This is a genomic window from Bradyrhizobium neotropicale (genome assembly GCF_001641695.1).
Lineage (GTDB): Bacteria > Pseudomonadota > Alphaproteobacteria > Rhizobiales > Xanthobacteraceae > Bradyrhizobium > Bradyrhizobium neotropicale.
In genome coordinates, this window is sequence record NZ_LSEF01000061.1 from 49175 (window position 1) to 63871 (window position 14697).

Annotated in this window: 14 protein-coding genes and 1 pseudogene; 5 read left to right on the forward strand and 10 right to left on the reverse strand. The window is 64.4% G+C overall.

All coding sequences use genetic code 11. The features are described 5' to 3' along the window. Positions 1-12 precede the first annotated feature (12 nt). Complete coding sequence (locus AXW67_RS20435; RefSeq protein ID WP_063679296.1) at positions 13-1305, forward strand: serine hydrolase domain-containing protein; 1293 nt, start codon at positions 13-15, stop codon at positions 1303-1305. 1 nt (position 1306) lies between these two features. Further along, positions 1307-2569 carry a serine hydrolase domain-containing protein gene (locus AXW67_RS20440; RefSeq protein ID WP_063679297.1) on the forward strand — a complete coding sequence of 421 codons (1263 nt, stop codon included), beginning with the start codon at positions 1307-1309 and terminating at the stop codon, positions 2567-2569. Here the strand turns inward: AXW67_RS20440 and AXW67_RS20445 are convergent, their stop codons facing one another. The 7 genes and pseudogenes from AXW67_RS20445 to murI form a co-directional block, all read right to left on the reverse strand. After that, positions 2570-3637, reverse strand: coding sequence for a threonine aldolase family protein (locus tag AXW67_RS20445; protein WP_063679298.1), 1068 nt, complete (start codon positions 3635-3637; stop codon positions 2570-2572). A gap of 36 nt (positions 3638-3673) precedes the next feature. Next, entirely contained in the window at positions 3674-3988 is a 315-nt protein-coding gene (locus tag AXW67_RS40660; protein WP_347336755.1) for a type II toxin-antitoxin system RelE/ParE family toxin, read from the reverse strand. Beyond that, positions 3906-4181: a hypothetical protein gene (locus AXW67_RS20450; RefSeq protein WP_063679299.1), complete on the reverse strand. Its 276-nt coding sequence runs from the start codon at positions 4179-4181 to the stop codon at positions 3906-3908. Before AXW67_RS20450 ends, AXW67_RS40660 begins: the two co-directional genes overlap by 83 nt. 105 nt (positions 4182-4286) lie before the next feature. Continuing rightward, entirely contained in the window at positions 4287-4904 is a 618-nt protein-coding gene (gene rpsD / locus AXW67_RS20455) for a 30S ribosomal protein S4 (RefSeq protein WP_018647416.1), read from the reverse strand. Positions 4905-5104: 200 nt separating this feature from the next. After that, positions 5105-5458: pseudogene (locus tag AXW67_RS20460) on the reverse strand (acyltransferase); the annotation flags it as partial. Between the two features lie 156 nt (positions 5459-5614). Next, positions 5615-6388 carry an HpcH/HpaI aldolase family protein gene (locus AXW67_RS20465; protein WP_027552563.1) on the reverse strand — a complete coding sequence of 258 codons (774 nt, stop codon included), beginning with the start codon at positions 6386-6388 and terminating at the stop codon, positions 5615-5617. A gap of 58 nt (positions 6389-6446) precedes the next feature. Beyond that, positions 6447-7244, reverse strand: a complete 798-nt coding sequence (gene murI, locus AXW67_RS20470) for a glutamate racemase (protein WP_027552562.1) — start codon at positions 7242-7244, stop codon at positions 6447-6449. 172 nt (positions 7245-7416) lie between these two features. Between murI and AXW67_RS20475 the strand changes: the two genes are divergently transcribed. Beyond that, a complete protein-coding gene (locus tag AXW67_RS20475; protein ID WP_063679300.1) occupies positions 7417-7974 on the forward strand; it encodes a cytochrome b in 558 nt (185 codons plus the stop codon). Between the two features lie 20 nt (positions 7975-7994). Here AXW67_RS20475 and AXW67_RS20480 read toward each other — a convergent pair whose 3' ends face one another. Together AXW67_RS20480 and AXW67_RS20485 are read right to left on the reverse strand one after the other, a co-directional pair. Next, entirely contained in the window at positions 7995-8801 is an 807-nt protein-coding gene (locus AXW67_RS20480) for a Crp/Fnr family transcriptional regulator (protein ID WP_027552560.1), read from the reverse strand. Between the two features lie 283 nt (positions 8802-9084). Next, positions 9085-10167: a SecDF P1 head subdomain-containing protein gene (locus AXW67_RS20485; protein WP_063679301.1), complete on the reverse strand. Its 1083-nt coding sequence runs from the start codon at positions 10165-10167 to the stop codon at positions 9085-9087. Between the two features lie 153 nt (positions 10168-10320). Between AXW67_RS20485 and AXW67_RS20490 the strand changes: the two genes are divergently transcribed. After that, positions 10321-11103 carry a hypothetical protein gene (locus AXW67_RS20490; protein ID WP_082907970.1) on the forward strand — a complete coding sequence of 261 codons (783 nt, stop codon included), beginning with the start codon at positions 10321-10323 and terminating at the stop codon, positions 11101-11103. A 127-nt stretch (positions 11104-11230) separates the two neighbouring features. After that, a complete protein-coding gene (locus tag AXW67_RS20495) occupies positions 11231-13138 on the forward strand; it encodes an acyl-CoA synthetase (RefSeq protein ID WP_063679302.1) in 1908 nt (635 codons plus the stop codon). A 69-nt stretch (positions 13139-13207) separates the two neighbouring features. On the opposite strand, the gene AXW67_RS20500 is transcribed toward AXW67_RS20495, so the two are convergent. Next, positions 13208-14584, reverse strand: a complete 1377-nt coding sequence (locus AXW67_RS20500; protein WP_063679303.1) for an ABC transporter substrate-binding protein — start codon at positions 14582-14584, stop codon at positions 13208-13210. Positions 14585-14697: the final 113 nt, after the last annotated feature.

Consider the following 14697-nt stretch of genomic DNA (forward strand, 5'->3'; position numbering starts at 1 on the left):
CGGGGAGGGGATATGATTTCACATATTGGTATTGGGCTGCGCTCGCTGGTCTGCGGCGCTTTGGTGTCTTTTGGCGCAATCTCTTTGGCGCAGGCGGAGGGGACCTACGAAATTCCCGCCGGCGCGCATTTCAATCAGGACAAGCTCGCCAAGGTCAGCGAGTTCTTCAGGAACGAGGTCGCAACCGGCAAGATCGCCGGCGCGACGGTGCTGATCCAGCAGCATGGCAAGCCGGTCTATCACGAGGCCTTCGGCGTGCAGGACGTGGTCAGCAAGGCGCCGATCACCGACAAGACGATCTTCCGCCTGTCATCGCTAACCAAGGTGATCACCTCCGTTGTGGCGATGCAATTGATCCAGGACGGAAAGATCAAGCTCGACGATCCCGTCTCGAAATACATTCCCTCCTTTGCAAATGTGAAGGTCGGTGAGGAGAAGAAGGCCGAGGACGGCACCAAGACGCTCGAGCTGGTACCGCTGGTCCGGCCCATCACCATTCTCGACCTGATGCGTCATACCTCCGGCATCACCTACGGCTTCTACGGCGACAGCCTCGTTCGCAAGGCCTATCGCGACGCCAATATCTACGCAGGCGAGTTCGACCTCGCCGAGTTCGCCGAGCGGATCGCCAAGCTGCCGCTGCACAATCAACCCGGCGCGCTCTGGCAGTACGGCCATTCCACCGACATTCTGGCGCGGATCATGGAGATCGTGTCCGGAAAGTCATTGCTCGAGCTCGAGAAGGAAAAGCTGCTCGATCCGCTCGGTATGACCGATACGGGCTTCTTCGTCACCGAACCGGAGCGGCTGAAACGGCTCGCCCAGCCGCTGCCGAACGACAGCAATTTCCGGGTCGGCCGCGAGTATAGGACTGAGGTTCGCCAGAAGTGGGAATCCGCCAGCGGCGGCATGGTTTCGACCATGGCGGACTTTTCGCGCTATGCGCAGATGCTGGTCAATGGAGGAACGTTCGAGGGCAAGACCTATCTCAGCCCGAAGACGTTCGAACTGATGGCATCGGACCATGCCGGCAAGGATTCCGGCGTTGAGCGGGACTACTTCTATTTTCCCGGTGACGGTTTTGGCATGGGACTTGGGTTTGCTGTGCGCACCGATCCCGGTAATGCCAAGCCGCCGCCGCCCGGCGATCTCGGTGAATTGAAATGGGACGGTGCCTCCGGTTGCTATTTGGTGGTCGACCGCAAGCAGGACATGTTCTTCGTCCTATTGGAACAGACCCCGAGCGAGCGCCAGCGCGTGCAGCGGACACTGAAGCAGTTGGTCTATGAATCCATGGAGAAGTGACATGTGCGGGCGCCGCGCGCTGATCGCGGCGCTCGTCCTTCTGCTTGGTGCAATCGGTGCGCAGGCGGGCTCCGAGGGACGCGCCGCGCACAATTTCTCGCCCGAAGGGCTGGCGAAGGTCTCCGACTACATCAGGAACGAGGTCGTGACCGGCAAGATTCCCGGCGGCATTCTGCTGCTGCAGCAGCATGGCAAGCCGGTCTATTACGAGAATTTCGGCGTCCGCGACGTCGCGACCGAGATCTCGATGAGCGCAGACACGATTTTCCGCCTCTATTCGATGTCGAAGCCGATCACCTCCGTCATGGCGATGATGCTGGTTGAGGAGGGCAAGCTCGCGCTGGATGATCCCGTCTCGAAATACATTCCTGCCTTTGCCGGCCTGAAGGTCGGCGTCGAGACCAAGCCTGAGGACGGCAAGGTCGCGCTGGCGCTCCAGCCGCTCGAGCGTCCGGTCACGATCAAGGATCTGCTGCGTCACACCTCCGGGCTGCCTTACGGCTATTATGGCGGTGGCGTGGTGCATCAGCTCTATGCCGAGGCCAACCTCTTCGACGGCGATCTCAGCAATGCCGACTTCGTCGCGAAGATCGCGACGCTGCCGCTGGTCGAGCAGCCGGGGAAAGTGTGGGACTACGGCTACTCCACCGACGTGCTCGGCCGCGTCGTCGAGGTGATCTCGGGGAAGACGCTGCTGCAGTTCGAGAAGGAGCGGCTGCTCGATCCGCTCGGTATGACCGAGACCGCGTTCTACGTCGCCGATCCCGCCAAATTCCCGCGCATTGCCGAGCCGATGCCGGATGACCGCAACATCAATCCGACGACGCAGGTGCGCGATCCCAGGCTGCCGCTGAAATGGCAATCCGGCGGCGGCGGCTTGGTCGGCACGGTCAGTGATTACGCCCGTTTCGCGCAGATGCTGCTGAATGGCGGCACCTATGACGGTCGGCGCTATCTCAAGCCTGAGACAATCGCGCTGATGGCGTCCGATCATATCGGGCCGGAGACCAAGATCGCGCGCGACCAGCACTATTATCCGGGCGCGAGCAGCGGCTTCGGCCTCGGCTTCGCCGTGCGCACCTCGGTGCCGCCGAACACCTCGTGGCCGCTCGGCGAGTACCGCTGGGACGGCGTGGGCGGCACCTTCTTCTTCATCGATCCCGAGGACGATCTGTTCGGGATCTTCATGGTGCAGACCCCGTCGCAGCGCGGCAGGATCCAACTGGCGCTGAAGACGCTGATCTATCAGGCGATGGGGCGTTAGCTACGCGCCGCGCACGATCTCGCGGACGTGGCCGAGCGTCTCCTCGATCTGGCTCGCGGTGACGTCGAGATGCGTGCAGGCGCGGATGCGGCCGTCCATCATCGCCAGCATCACGCCGCGCTGGCGCAAGGCCGCGACCATCTTGTCGCCGGGGACGCCGGCGCCGTCGGGCCTGAAGAACACGAGGTTGGTCTCGGGCTCCTGCACCTCGATCCCAGCGATTTGCGCCAGCCCGCGCGCCAGCGCGCGCGCATTGGCGTGGTCGTCGGCGAGGCGATCGACGTGATGGTCGAGCGCATAGATACAGGCGGCTGCGCAGATGCCGGCCTGCCGCATCGAGCCGCCCAGACGCTGCTTCCACTGCCAGACCGCGTCGATGAATTCGCGGGAGCCGGCGAGCGCGCCGCCAATCGGGGCACCGAGGCCCTTGGAGAAGTCGATCCAGGCCGAATCCCAGCCGGCGGTCATGTCGCGCGCGGAGACGCCGGTCGCGACGGTGGCGTTCAGAAGGCGCGCGCCGTCCATGTGAGTAGCAAGGCCGTTGGCTTTCGCGATGGCGACGATCTCGTCGAGTGCCGCCTTCTTCCAGACCGTGCCGCCGCCGATATTGGCGGTCTGCTCGACGCTGACCACCGTCTGCGGAGGCTGGTAGCGGGTGCGCGGGTGGAGCGCCTTGCGGAATGTCTCCGGCGTGAACTGACCGTCGGGGCCTTTCAGTTGCGTGATCTGGAAGCCGCCGATCGCGGCATGCGCGCCGCCTTCGCGCGCGATGATGTGCGCGGTCTCGTGCGCGAGGATCTCGTCGCCGGGACGGCAATGCACCAGCGTCGCGGTGACGTTGCACATCGTGCCTGACGGCATGAACACGGCGGCTTCCTTGCCGAGAAGATCGGCGACGCGTTCGCACAACGCGTTCACGCTCGGATCATCACCGACCTGCTCGTCGCCGACTTCGGCGCGCGCCATCGCCTCGCGCATCGCAGCCGTCGGCCGCGTCTGCGTATCCGAGAGCAGGTTGACGCGCACCGGCGGTGCCTTGGGATCGACGGGGGGAGGGGTGTAGAGCATCAACTTGCTCCCTGAGGGAATGGCATTCACTCGCGTTCAGCGAGTTCTGGGTGGACGTCGGGCGGCGTGACGAAACCGCATAATAACGATTTCTGTCGCGGTCACACGATAATCGATCAGATAGGGATAAGGGTTGACCGGCAAGCGACGGACGTATGCACGAGTAGTCTGCCGCCCTGCATAAGGATGATCCTGGAGTAACGCGATGAGAGCGACAATACGGTCGCGTACGTGCACTGCTCCCTGGGGCGATCGCGCTCGATGTAGGTCAGGACTTCGTCGATCTGGGCGAGCGCCCGCTTCGTGTAACGGACATCCACAGCCCGTGCTTGGCCCACATGCCGCGAACATCGTCGGCCGTGGCAAGCTCGCCACGGGCGATTTCAGCCTCGGCCTCGTCGAGATCCGCCTCTTCCGCGGCCGTTAGCCGGATCGGAGGCTGGTCGACACCAGCGAGCTCAAGCAGCGTCCGCGCCAACTCGTCCTGCTCTGAATCAGGCAGGGTTGAAACCTTGCTAAAGGCCTCTTCCAGAAGACGCGTCATGGTGTACTCCGCGAAGCGCAGTCATAGCACAGATAGCTTGAGACGTGGGAGTGGCCGCCTCAAATGAAAAGGCCCCGGCGAACCGGGGCCTTTCGAACTTCGTTATCAGCGCGAATAGAATTCGACGACCAGGTGGGGCTCCATCTGCACCGGGAACGGCACGTCGGAGAGGCCGGGGATGCGCGCGTATTTCGCGGTCATCTTGCCGTGGTCGACTTCGAGATAGTCGGGCACGTCGCGCTCGGGGAGCTGGCTCGCCTCGAGGACGTGCGCGAGCTGCTTGGAGGCTTCCTTGACCTCGATCACGTCGCCGACCTTGAGCTGGTAGCTCGAGATGTTGACCTTGCGGCCGTTCACCTTGATGTGGCCGTGGTTGATGAACTGGCGCGCGGCGAAGATCGTGGAGACGAACTTGGCGCGGTACACGACCGCGTCGAGACGGCGCTCCAGGAGGCCGATCAGGTTCTCGCCGGTGTCACCCTTGAGGCGGCTCGCCTCGACATAGATGCCGTGGAACTGGCGCTCGGAGATGTTGGCGTAATAGCCCTTCAGCTTCTGCTTGGCGCGGAGCTGCACGCCGAAGTCGGAGAGCTTGCCCTTGCGGCGCTGGCCGTGCTGGCCGGGGCCGTATTCGCGGCGGTTCACAGGGCTCTTCGGGCGGCCCCAGATGTTCTGGCCCATACGGCGATCGATCTTGTACTTCGCCTCACTGCGCTTAGTCATCGCGTCCTCTTCGGGTTCATGGTTTGAAGAAACGCGCCCTCCTGTGTGCCGGGCTAGCCCGGCACCGACAGGTCCGATCCCCAAAGCTTGGAAAGGGACAGGACCACGGGTCGCGAAACGCTTCGCGGGCCGAAATCGGCCCGCGAGCAGGGGGCTTTTAGGAGAGTTTGGGCCGCCCTGTCAATGCGATTAGCCCGGAATCAGGCCCTCACCGCCCGGATCGGCTTCGACCGAGCCGTCAGCAATTCGGCAGCAATTTCAGTGTTCAGCACCTGTTCCAGCCGGGTCAGGACCCGGGCGATCGGGGCGGCATCGGTCACGCGGTGATCCCAGCGGATCACGACATTTATGGTCTGGTCGGGCTCGACCACCCCATAGCTGACGATAAAGGGGCCCGGCGTGATGGCATGGAGCGCACCGCCGCCATAGGCCGCGATAGAGGTCACCGAGAAGCTGCCGAACCAATTGCCCCGCTGCCGGCCGAAATTCAGCCCGACCGCCCAGGACAGCCGCCGCAGCGGCCGCGGCAGGCGGGTCGCCCGCCGCTTTGATCTAGCATGAGCGAACCGGTCCGGGGCCGACCGTTGTCGCGCCCCCACGACGGTTAATAACTCAGGCGAAGATCTCCATAAATCGTGTCTTATCAATGGTTTGAATGGTTAATTTGACGTAACTTCGTACCCTCCTGCAAGATCGCCGGAACCTGCAATCTACCGCTTGATCCCCTCGAATGCGGCCATGATGCCGCGCTGGAACAGCGACCAGTCGAAGCCGAGCGCGATCGCGCGGTAGCCGCGGTCGATCAGGCGGTTTGCCTGCTCGGCGGTGCGGGCGACGCCGCCGATCGGCACACCGCTTTTGAGGATGCCGGCCTCGGCGCGGGCGATCAGTTCGAGCAACTCCGGATCGTCCATCTGTCCGCGCTTGTTGATCGAGGTGGCGAGGTCGCCGGGGCCGATCACCGCGACGTCGATGCCGGGCGTCGCCATGATCTCGTCGATGCGGTTGACGGCGTCGACATGCTCGATGGTGATCATGCAGATCATCTCGTCATCGGCGCCGGCCATGTAGTCCGGCATCGACTGGCCCCAGCGGAACGGCGCGTGGAAGGGACCCCAGAGCCGGTCGCCGCGCGGCGGGTAGCGCACGCTGCGCACGGCCTTCTCGGCATCAGCGCGGCTCGCGATCATCGGAAAGTTGATGCCGAAGGCGCCGATGTCCATCGGCGCTTTCGCAAGCCACGGCTCGTTCGCCGCGATCCGCACCAAGGGCGTGCATGGCGTGCCCGTCGTGGCAGCGATCATCGCATGCGCTTCCGAAAGGCCGATGGGCCCGTGCTCGAGATCGACGATGATCCAGTCGAGCGAGCGCGCCATGATCTGCACGGTCTGCACGCTCGGGATCGTCGCTATCGCACCGAAGGCGGGACGGCCCTCGCGCCAGAGTTGGCGGAGGCGGTTGAGCGGCGTTGGCGAGACCGACATGGGAAACCTGCGGGGACGATGACGGCGGAGCCTAGCAGTGCGCCGTTGACGCGAGAAGTCAGGCCGGCACGCGGCCGCCGAAGAACGGCGTCAAGGTGGGCCCAAGCCCGTGTACGCGGTTCGAGGTGAAGATCATTTCCGCACCGGTCTGCACGATCTCCGCGGCCCGCGGACCGAGCAGGTCCGAGACGCGGCGTGCGATCGCGGGCGCTGGATCGATCCAGTCGACCGGCCAGGGCGCGAGTTTTTTCAAGCGCTCGAGCAGCAACGGATAATGCGTGCAGGCGAGCACCACCGTGTCGGTGCGCGCGCTCGCATCGTCGGGATCGCCGACAAAGCAGGGCTTCAGCTCGGCGAGAATGTCGCCGTCGCTGATCGTATGGCCGCCGAGCGCGGCTTCGGCGAGTGAGGCGAGCTCGGGCGAGCCCACAAGCGTCACCTCGCAGCCTTGCGCGAAGTCACGGATCAGCGCCTTCGTATATTCGCGCTTCACCGTGCCCTTGGTGCCGAGCACCGAGACACGGCGGGTCTTCGACTGCGCACAGGCCGGTTTGATCGCCGGCACCGTGCCGACGAAGGGCAGGGAATAAGCGGCGCGCAGATGCGATAGGACCAGGGTGGACGCCGTGTTGCAGGCGATGACGGCGAGGTCAGGATCATGTGTGCCGATCAGTTCCCCCATCAGCGGGACCACGCGGGCGATGATCTCGTCCTCGCTGTGGTGGCCGTAGGGGAAGAAGGCGTCGTCGGCGACGTAGACGTAATGCGCGTCCGGGCGCGCGGCCACGACCTCGCGCAGCACCGTGAGCCCGCCAAGGCCGGAATCGAACACCAGGATGGTTGGAGTGTCGGTCACGTGGTTACCCTAGTCCTCGCATGGTTACCATTCGGTTTTTGGGGCGGTTTTGCGGCCGAGCCGCCATGGTGCCGATTTGGAATGATTCCATTTCGCGGCTGCCGCATTGTCCCGCTATCAGCAGCCACGCTGCGGTGCGGGCCGGGATGCCTTCCGCAAACGGGGAGCTGACATGATCAGAAACACGAATGCCGGCTGGGGCAGCGTCGCCCGGTGGCTGCACTGGATTTTGGCGCTGGCGATCATCGGCATGATCGGCTTCGGCTGGTGGATGAACCACGTCCCGGCGCGCCCGGACCGGTTCTTTTACCGCTCGATCCACGCCGACATCGGCTATGTGATCCTGCTGCTCACACTCATTCGCATGTCCTGGCGCGCTTTGAACCCGACGCCGGCGCTGCCGGCCGAGACCTCGCGCTGGCAGAAGATCGCGGCCCACATCAGCCATGGCGCGCTGTATCTCGTGGTCATCCTGGTCGCGGCGCTCGGCTGGGCGCATTCCGGCGCACGTTCGCCCAACTACTCGGACTTCTTCGGCCTGTTTCACATGCCGCAATTCACCTCGCCGGACCGCGCGGCAGCGGACGCCTACGAGCACCGCCACATCTTCTTTGCCTATGTCCTGCTCGCGCTGATCGCGGTTCACGTGATCGCCGCCCTCTGGCATCAGTTCATCCGCCGCGACCGCGTGGTGGCGCGAATGGTGAGCGGCGAGGCCGAGGCGGGGTAGGAGCGTCTCTGGGCGGCCGATCACGCAATCCTGTTCGTGGTCGCGGCCCGTTCGGCAGCTAACTGCTTCTGCAAGCGGTCGATGTTTTGCAGGAGGCGCTGGCTGGTCAGTACCAGGAAGTAATAGCCGAACTGTGGGTCCTGAAAATAGATCTCGAGCAGCCGGTCATAGGTGATCGTCAGCACCTGTCCGTCTTCGACGCATTCGATCGTTCCGGTTCGCCGGTTATCCGGCGTCAGGAATCCGAGCTCTCCCATGAGAGCTCCGGGCCCGATCTCGACGTTGATCTCCTTGACCAGGAACTTGCCGGTTACCGTGAGAAGCATCTCCTTGGCTGGATCGCCCAGCCTGAACAGGGTATCGCCGCGGCGGTATTTTCGTTCGGTCATGAACGGCTTGAGCCATTCGATCGACATGTCGCCTTCGGCCGCATGGCGCGCCTTCTTGACGAGCTTGAGCATCTGCCGCAGGCGCACGGCGTTGATCGGAAGCAGCAGCAGATAGAGGAGAAACGTCGAGACATTCGCGGAGAGCGCGCCGAAGGCGGCGAAGAACACGCAGCCGACCATGTTGGCGACGCGCAACGGCACCATCGTCCGCATCAAGAGTGTGGCGACGAAGAAGCCGGCGCCGATGGCGGCGAGCAGATTGGCCAGCGTGATGTTGTGCAGGAAGATCTCCAGCAGCCGATTGAAGATCGCGTCGTAGGTGACGTTGTTGGGATCGAGGCCCATCTGGACCAAGATCTTCGCGATCCTCAGATTATCCGTTGCCGCATCGAGAATGCGGTCGAGGATCGACGAAATGTCTGCGCTGCCGGACGCCATGATATGTCCCCGCGAAAGGCCTTCAGTCCAGGTCGATGGTCTCAAGACGTATAGCCGAAATCGAATGACGACCGCTTGAATGGAATTTCCGGCGGTCTTGCCGCAAGAGGCAAATTTTAGCCTGAACGGGGGTTTCGGCAATTGCCCGTTCGTTGCGCCTGTGATCCGAGCGGTTCGTGATTCGGGAGCCCGGTTGGCGGCTTCGGACCTATGAATGGACTTGTGGGCGGGCTTGGCCCGCGTCAAGGCCATCAGCACGGGGGAGCGTCGGCGATCCCGTACCTTATGGCTTGGCGGCGGGCTGGACGACCTGCTGCTCGACGAGGGAAAGGTGCCCCGGCAGCGCGCCGGCGCGCAGCAGCATGGCGACTCTGTTGGCCTCTTCGAGAGTGAAATTGCCGGAGATCTGGACCGAGCCGCCGGTGATGGGCTCACGGATCACGGGGGCCGAAATCACCTTGTCGTCGAGCACGATGGCAAAGGGCTTGCCGATGTTCTCTTCCGTGACGTGCGCGAAGCGCCGGGCGCCGCGCGCATTGAAGGTGAACGAGGCAATCGGATCCTTGGTGCCCGTGGCAAAGCCCGGGCCGGCATAGCTGATGTCGCCGCCGTCGAGCGCGCTGTCCTTCGAAACCAGGTAGGATCGCTTGTCCTTGAAGCCGAACAGGACTTCGGAGCCGGCGGGAGGGCTGCTGAGCTCAGCCTGCTCCGCCGGCATCGAGAGGTCGACCGTGCGGAAGCTGACGCGCACTTTTTTGGCGAAGATCGCGATCACGCGCTCGGGCTCCATCATGCCCGGCAGGAAGATGCGGATGCGGTCCGGCCCGTCCGGCTGCACGCTGGCGAGCTTGATGTCGTTGTCCTTGAGGCGCTGCTCGATCATGGCGATGGAGTCTTCGACCAGATCGTGCTGCCGCGCGGCGAGGGCGGCATCCGCGGGCGTGAGCCTGATCAGTCCATCGCCGGCGTCGGCCACGGTGAACGCGTGCGCGGGCAACGTGTTTGCCACCGAGGTGAGCTTGCGCTCGAGCTGATCACGGCCCTTGGCGTCGGCGATCTTGACCTCGACGCTGCCGGCACGGATCGCAAGGCCTGAGAATGCAATGTGGCCGTCTCGCAGGTTTTTGTAGACGTCGTCGCGCAGGTCTGTGACGGCAGCCTCGCGCAGGCCATCCGTATCGACCTTGTAGACGATGCGCGATCCGCCCTGCTTCTCCATCATGTTGCCGACGAGTGCCGAGATTTTCGCTCGCATCTTGTCGAGATGGGTTTCCTCGGCGCGGGCGGTGCGGGGCAGGGCGATCGCCGATGCAATCGTGAGTACGACAATCAGCCGTGTCATCCGCTGCTGCAGGGTCGTGGTCATGGAGTCCTCAATTTGCGCAAGCGCGGGGTCAGGTGGCGAGGCCAGCGCCAGTTGTTGGTCCCCCGATCGCGCGTGGAGGTTCAAGAATGAGGGGTCGAACCTCGTGGGCGCCAGGCGCAACTCACAGCAACGCTGCCGACTTTGGAACATGCCATGCGAGCCGGGATCATCGGAATCATGTTGAGTGCGATGCTGGCCCTGGCCGCAGGCCCGGCAGTCGCCTACGACACGTATGACAGCCGAAGCCTGTTCGCCAACCCGATGTTCATCGACCGCGGTACCAGCGACGTCGCCTATGACCCCCGAAGCTGCGCCGGCGTTGATTGGGACGACGAGGTCGTGGTGGCGCGGGTGACGGCCGGCCCGCGCGTCAACTTCGTCAAGAGTCCGGACGACGAGACCGGCAAGGCCCCAAGCTGCCCCGCGGCGGGCGGGGCCTGCCGCAAGAAGTCCTATCTCGTGCCCGGCGACTTCGTGCTTGCTGGCCGGACGCGGGGCGATTTCACCTGCATCAGCTACCGCTCGCCGGTGAGAAGGATCCCGGCCTGGCGCAACGGCTGGCTGCCGCGCGCGGCGCTGAGCCCGGTCGCACCGATGCCGGCTCCACAGCTCAGCGATTGGCTGGGCACCTGGAGCCTTCCGAACGGCAGCATCGCCATCACCGACGATGGCATCGGCGGTCGTCTGCATATCGTGGGCGAGATGGCCGTGGCCACGATGCGCGACGTCCACACCGGCACGCTCGACGCGCAGGTGAAGCCTGCAACGGACAACATCGCCTTCCTCGAGGACGGCTGGCTGCCGTTCGAGACCAATTGCGACAGCGGCTGCCGGGTGCGCATGCGGCGCGCCGGCCCGTTTCTGCTGGTGCAGGACAATGGCGATTGCGGCGGCGCCGGAGCCAGTTTCACAGGGCTCTATCGCCGCAGCCCGTAGGGAATGGACGAACGCCAAATCATCCATCATTCTGTCCGCGCCCGACCGGCAATCGGCCGGGACCTCGCCTGAACCAAAATGTCAACGACAAGGGGCGGGGAATGAACATGAGGGAGGACGAAATTCCATGGCGGGCATCCACGCGCTCGATCGGCTCATCGGCAACGACTACCCGGACCTGGCAACGGACGCGGAGGTGCGGGCCTTCGAGCAGGTCCCTTACGCGGATCGCGTCGCGGCCGAGAGCACTTATGACGCCATCACGCTCGGCGCTGAGCGCAACCCCGACGGTCCGGCGATTCAGTTCCTGCAAAATGCCGATCCGGCCGACACGCCGCTCGTCGTCAGCTACCGCGACTTCATCGCGCGCGTCACGCAGGCCGCCAACATGTTTCACGCGCTCGGTGCGGAAAAGGGCGACGTCATCAGCTTCATGCTGCCGCTGGTGCCCGATGCCTTCGTGACGCTGTTCGGCGCGGAGGCCGCGGGCATCGCCAATCCCGTCAACCCGTTGCTGGAGCCGCACCAGATCGCGGAGATCCTGGAAGCCGCAAACACCAAGATCCTGGTGGCGCTCGGGCCGATGCCGGGCACCGACATCTGGCAGAAGGTCGAGCAGATCCGCCCGCAGCTGAAACATCTCAAGGCGATCGTGCAGGTGTTCGGCGGCGGCGATCCCGCCAACGGAATCTACGCGTTCAACGATCTCATCAAGCAGCAGCCGTCCGACCGGCTTGTCAGCGGGCGTAAGATTCCTGGGAGCGACATCGCCGCCTATTTCCACACCGGCGGCACCACTGGCACGCCGAAGCTGGTGCGGCACACCCATGCCAACCAAGTCTATCAGGCCTGGGCGCTCGGTCTGATGCTGAAGTCGAAACCCGGTGGCAACATGCTGTTCGGCATGCCGCTGTTTCACGTCGGGGGATCGCTGACGCAGGTGCTGCTGACGCTGTCGAGCGGCGGATCGCTCGTCGTGCTGTCGCCGAGCGGATGGCGCAATCCGAATTCGGTGAAGAACATCTGGGGACTGGTCGAACGCTTCAGGCCCGAGGCGCTGTCGAGCGTGCCGACGGTGCTCGCCGCCGCGCTCGCGGTGCCGCCGGGCAATGCCGACATCTCCAGCCTGAAATATGCCGCCGGCGGTGGCTCGGCGATTCCCGTCGCGGTCGGCTCGGCGATTCAGGACAAGCTCAGCTTGCCGGTGGTCGAGGTCTACGGCATGACGGAGACCTCGAGCGTGCATACGCTGGCCTATCCGTCGCGGCCGATCCGGCTCGGCTCGGTCGGTCTGCCGATGCCCTATGCGGGCGTGCGCATCGTGCAGCTCGATGCCGACGGCCGGCTGATCCGTGACTGCGCACCTGACGAGATCGGCGTCGTGATCATGGCCGGTCCCGGCGTGTTCGGCGGCTATCTCAACGGCGAACACAACGAGGGCGCCTTCGTCGACGAGGTCTGGGTCAATTCCGGCGATCTCGGCCGGTTAGATGCCGACGGCTATCTCTGGATCACCGGCCGCGCCAAGGATCTCGTGATCCGCGGCGGCCACAACATCGATCCGGCGCCGATCGAGGAGATCATGTTCCGCCATCCTGCCGTGGGCTTCGCCGCGGTGGTCGGCCAGCCCGATGCCTATGCCGGCGAGTTGCCGATCGGCTATGTGCAGTTGAAGCCGGGTGCCCAGGTCGAGCCCGGCGAGCTCGAGACGTGGGTACGCGAGCGCACGCCCGAGCGCGCCGCCGTGCCCGTGCAGATCATCCCGATCGATCCAATGCCGGTCACCGGTGTCGGGAAGGTGTTCAAGCCGCAGCTGCGCTGGGACGCGGCGCAGCGTGTCTTCGCCAAGGTGCTGGCGCCGATCGCCGAGCGCGGCATCGACTGCAAAGTAAAAGTCGGCGCCCATGGCAGCCACGGCTCGATCGCCACCGTCACGCTTGCGGGACTCGCGGCGGAGCAGCGCGAGGTGGTCGCCGGCGAGGTGCACGCGCTGCTTGCACCGTTCGTGATGCGGCATGAGGTCGGATTCGCCTGACCGGCATTGCCGAGCGGCTAGGCCCGATGGAGCCGCGCACAGCACGGCTCCAGCACTACCGATTGGCCGCTACCCGCGGATCGCCGCATTGGCCTGCTCGGCCGCGCCTGTCATCGCGTCCTTTGCCGATTTCGCCCCGTTGACCACTTCGTTGACGCCGATCATGAAGGCGTCGAGGATCAGCTTCGATTGCGGGTGGAAAAGAATGGCCTTGGCGCGGTCGACATCGGCATTTTGCAGGTTGGTGAGCGCCGCCTCAGCGGCCTCCGCGCCGAACGCCGTCTTGAAGCCTTCGCTGGACCACGCCGACACGCGTGTCGTGGCCAGCCCGGCTGCAGCCGTCTGCAGCGATGTCGGCTTGCTCGTCGCCCAGAGCAGGAACAGGAACGCTGCCCGTTTGTTTCGTGACTTGGAATTGATGCAGGCCTGCCAGTGCGACATGAAGGGAACGGGTGCACGGCCGGGGAGATGCGGGAAAGTTGCATACCCGGCGTGCCCAGCCACACGGCTCTTCGCGGGATTGGAGATGTCGGTCGCGAAGTTGCTGCTGTCGATGGCCATTGCGGTCCTGCCCTGCAGGAAATCATCCAGCACGTGGTACCATTCATAGCTGCCGGCGCCGAAAGGTCCGGCCTGGCTCAGTATCTGTCCGTACATCTCGACGGCCGCGATCGCCTCGGGGCTCGCGAAAGCGGCCTTGTTGTCCTTGACCATGGCTCCGCCGTACGAGAACACGAAGCCCAAGGCCGGCGGGCAGGAATTGAAGCTGGCCTGGGCCCGCATGGCGATGCCCGACATCTCGCTCGTCTTGACCGCCTTGGCTGTGGCAAGCAGCTCTTCGAATGTCTGGGGAACCGGCAGGTTCCTGGCTGCCAGCGCATCCTTGTTGATGAACAGGGTCATCGCCTCCGAGGTGATCGGGATGGCGTAGCGTTCGCCGTCCGACCACAGCGGGAAGGCTCGGGCTGTTTTCAGCAGGTCGTTCTCGTCGTACCAGCCGAGATCGGTCAGCGACCTCTGGGAGTAATAGTGGTTCAGCGGCTCGAGCCATCCTGCCGAGATGCCTTGACCGTAGATCGTGAACATGAAGACGTCGGGCGTGCTGCTGCCGCGCGCGAGCCTGATCGGCAGAGCGCTCATGAACGTGGTTTCCAGCTGGAAATCGGCGTCCACCGTGATGCCCGTGAGCCTGGTGAACTCCGGCAGCAGCGGCGCGATCGCATGCGACCAGGGATGGATCGCACCCGCAAGCGTGATCGTCTGCCCAGCAAACTGCTTCCAGTCGATGGACGCGCTTGCGTAAGCCGCAGTGGTATCCTCGGCAAAGCCCCAGCGCGGCAGCGCGGTCAGAGCCGGCAGGACTACGCCAGCCGTCCCCAATCCCCTGACGAAGCTGCGTCGGCTCGCCCGATAGCGACGGCCCGATGAGTTTTCACCCTGCGCCATGTTGATGCTCCCTCGATCACCAAGGGCATTCATTCATAGCACGCGGCGCGGGGCCGTACCCCTGCGACATCGCGGCCCTCGCCACTGACGTGGTCCGACCAATGTCGGGTTCC

Excerpts from the sequence above, each read along its gene's own strand:
- AXW67_RS20475 (WP_063679300.1), top strand. The coding sequence starts at position 7,417 with ATGATCAGAAACACGAATGCCGGCTGGGGCAGCGTCGCCCGGTGGCTG.
- AXW67_RS40660 (WP_347336755.1), bottom strand. The coding sequence starts at position 3,988 with ATGTTCGCGGCATGTGGGCCAAGCACGGGCTGTGGATGTCCGTTACAC.
- AXW67_RS20450 (WP_063679299.1), bottom strand. The coding sequence starts at position 4,181 with ATGACGCGTCTTCTGGAAGAGGCCTTTAGCAAGGTTTCAACCCTGCCT.
- AXW67_RS20485 (WP_063679301.1), bottom strand. The coding sequence starts at position 10,167 with ATGACCACGACCCTGCAGCAGCGGATGACACGGCTGATTGTCGTACTC.
- AXW67_RS20500 (WP_063679303.1), bottom strand. The coding sequence starts at position 14,584 with ATGGCGCAGGGTGAAAACTCATCGGGCCGTCGCTATCGGGCGAGCCGA.
- AXW67_RS20440 (WP_063679297.1), top strand. The coding sequence starts at position 1,307 with ATGTGCGGGCGCCGCGCGCTGATCGCGGCGCTCGTCCTTCTGCTTGGT.
- AXW67_RS20445 (WP_063679298.1), bottom strand. The coding sequence starts at position 3,637 with ATGCTCTACACCCCTCCCCCCGTCGATCCCAAGGCACCGCCGGTGCGC.
- AXW67_RS20435 (WP_063679296.1), top strand. The coding sequence starts at position 13 with ATGATTTCACATATTGGTATTGGGCTGCGCTCGCTGGTCTGCGGCGCT.
- AXW67_RS20465 (WP_027552563.1), bottom strand. The coding sequence starts at position 6,388 with ATGTCGGTCTCGCCAACGCCGCTCAACCGCCTCCGCCAACTCTGGCGC.
- AXW67_RS20480 (WP_027552560.1), bottom strand. The coding sequence starts at position 8,801 with ATGGCGTCCGGCAGCGCAGACATTTCGTCGATCCTCGACCGCATTCTC.
- AXW67_RS20495 (WP_063679302.1), top strand. The coding sequence starts at position 11,231 with ATGGCGGGCATCCACGCGCTCGATCGGCTCATCGGCAACGACTACCCG.
- AXW67_RS20490 (WP_082907970.1), top strand. The coding sequence starts at position 10,321 with ATGCGAGCCGGGATCATCGGAATCATGTTGAGTGCGATGCTGGCCCTG.
- rpsD (WP_018647416.1), bottom strand. The coding sequence starts at position 4,904 with ATGACTAAGCGCAGTGAGGCGAAGTACAAGATCGATCGCCGTATGGGC.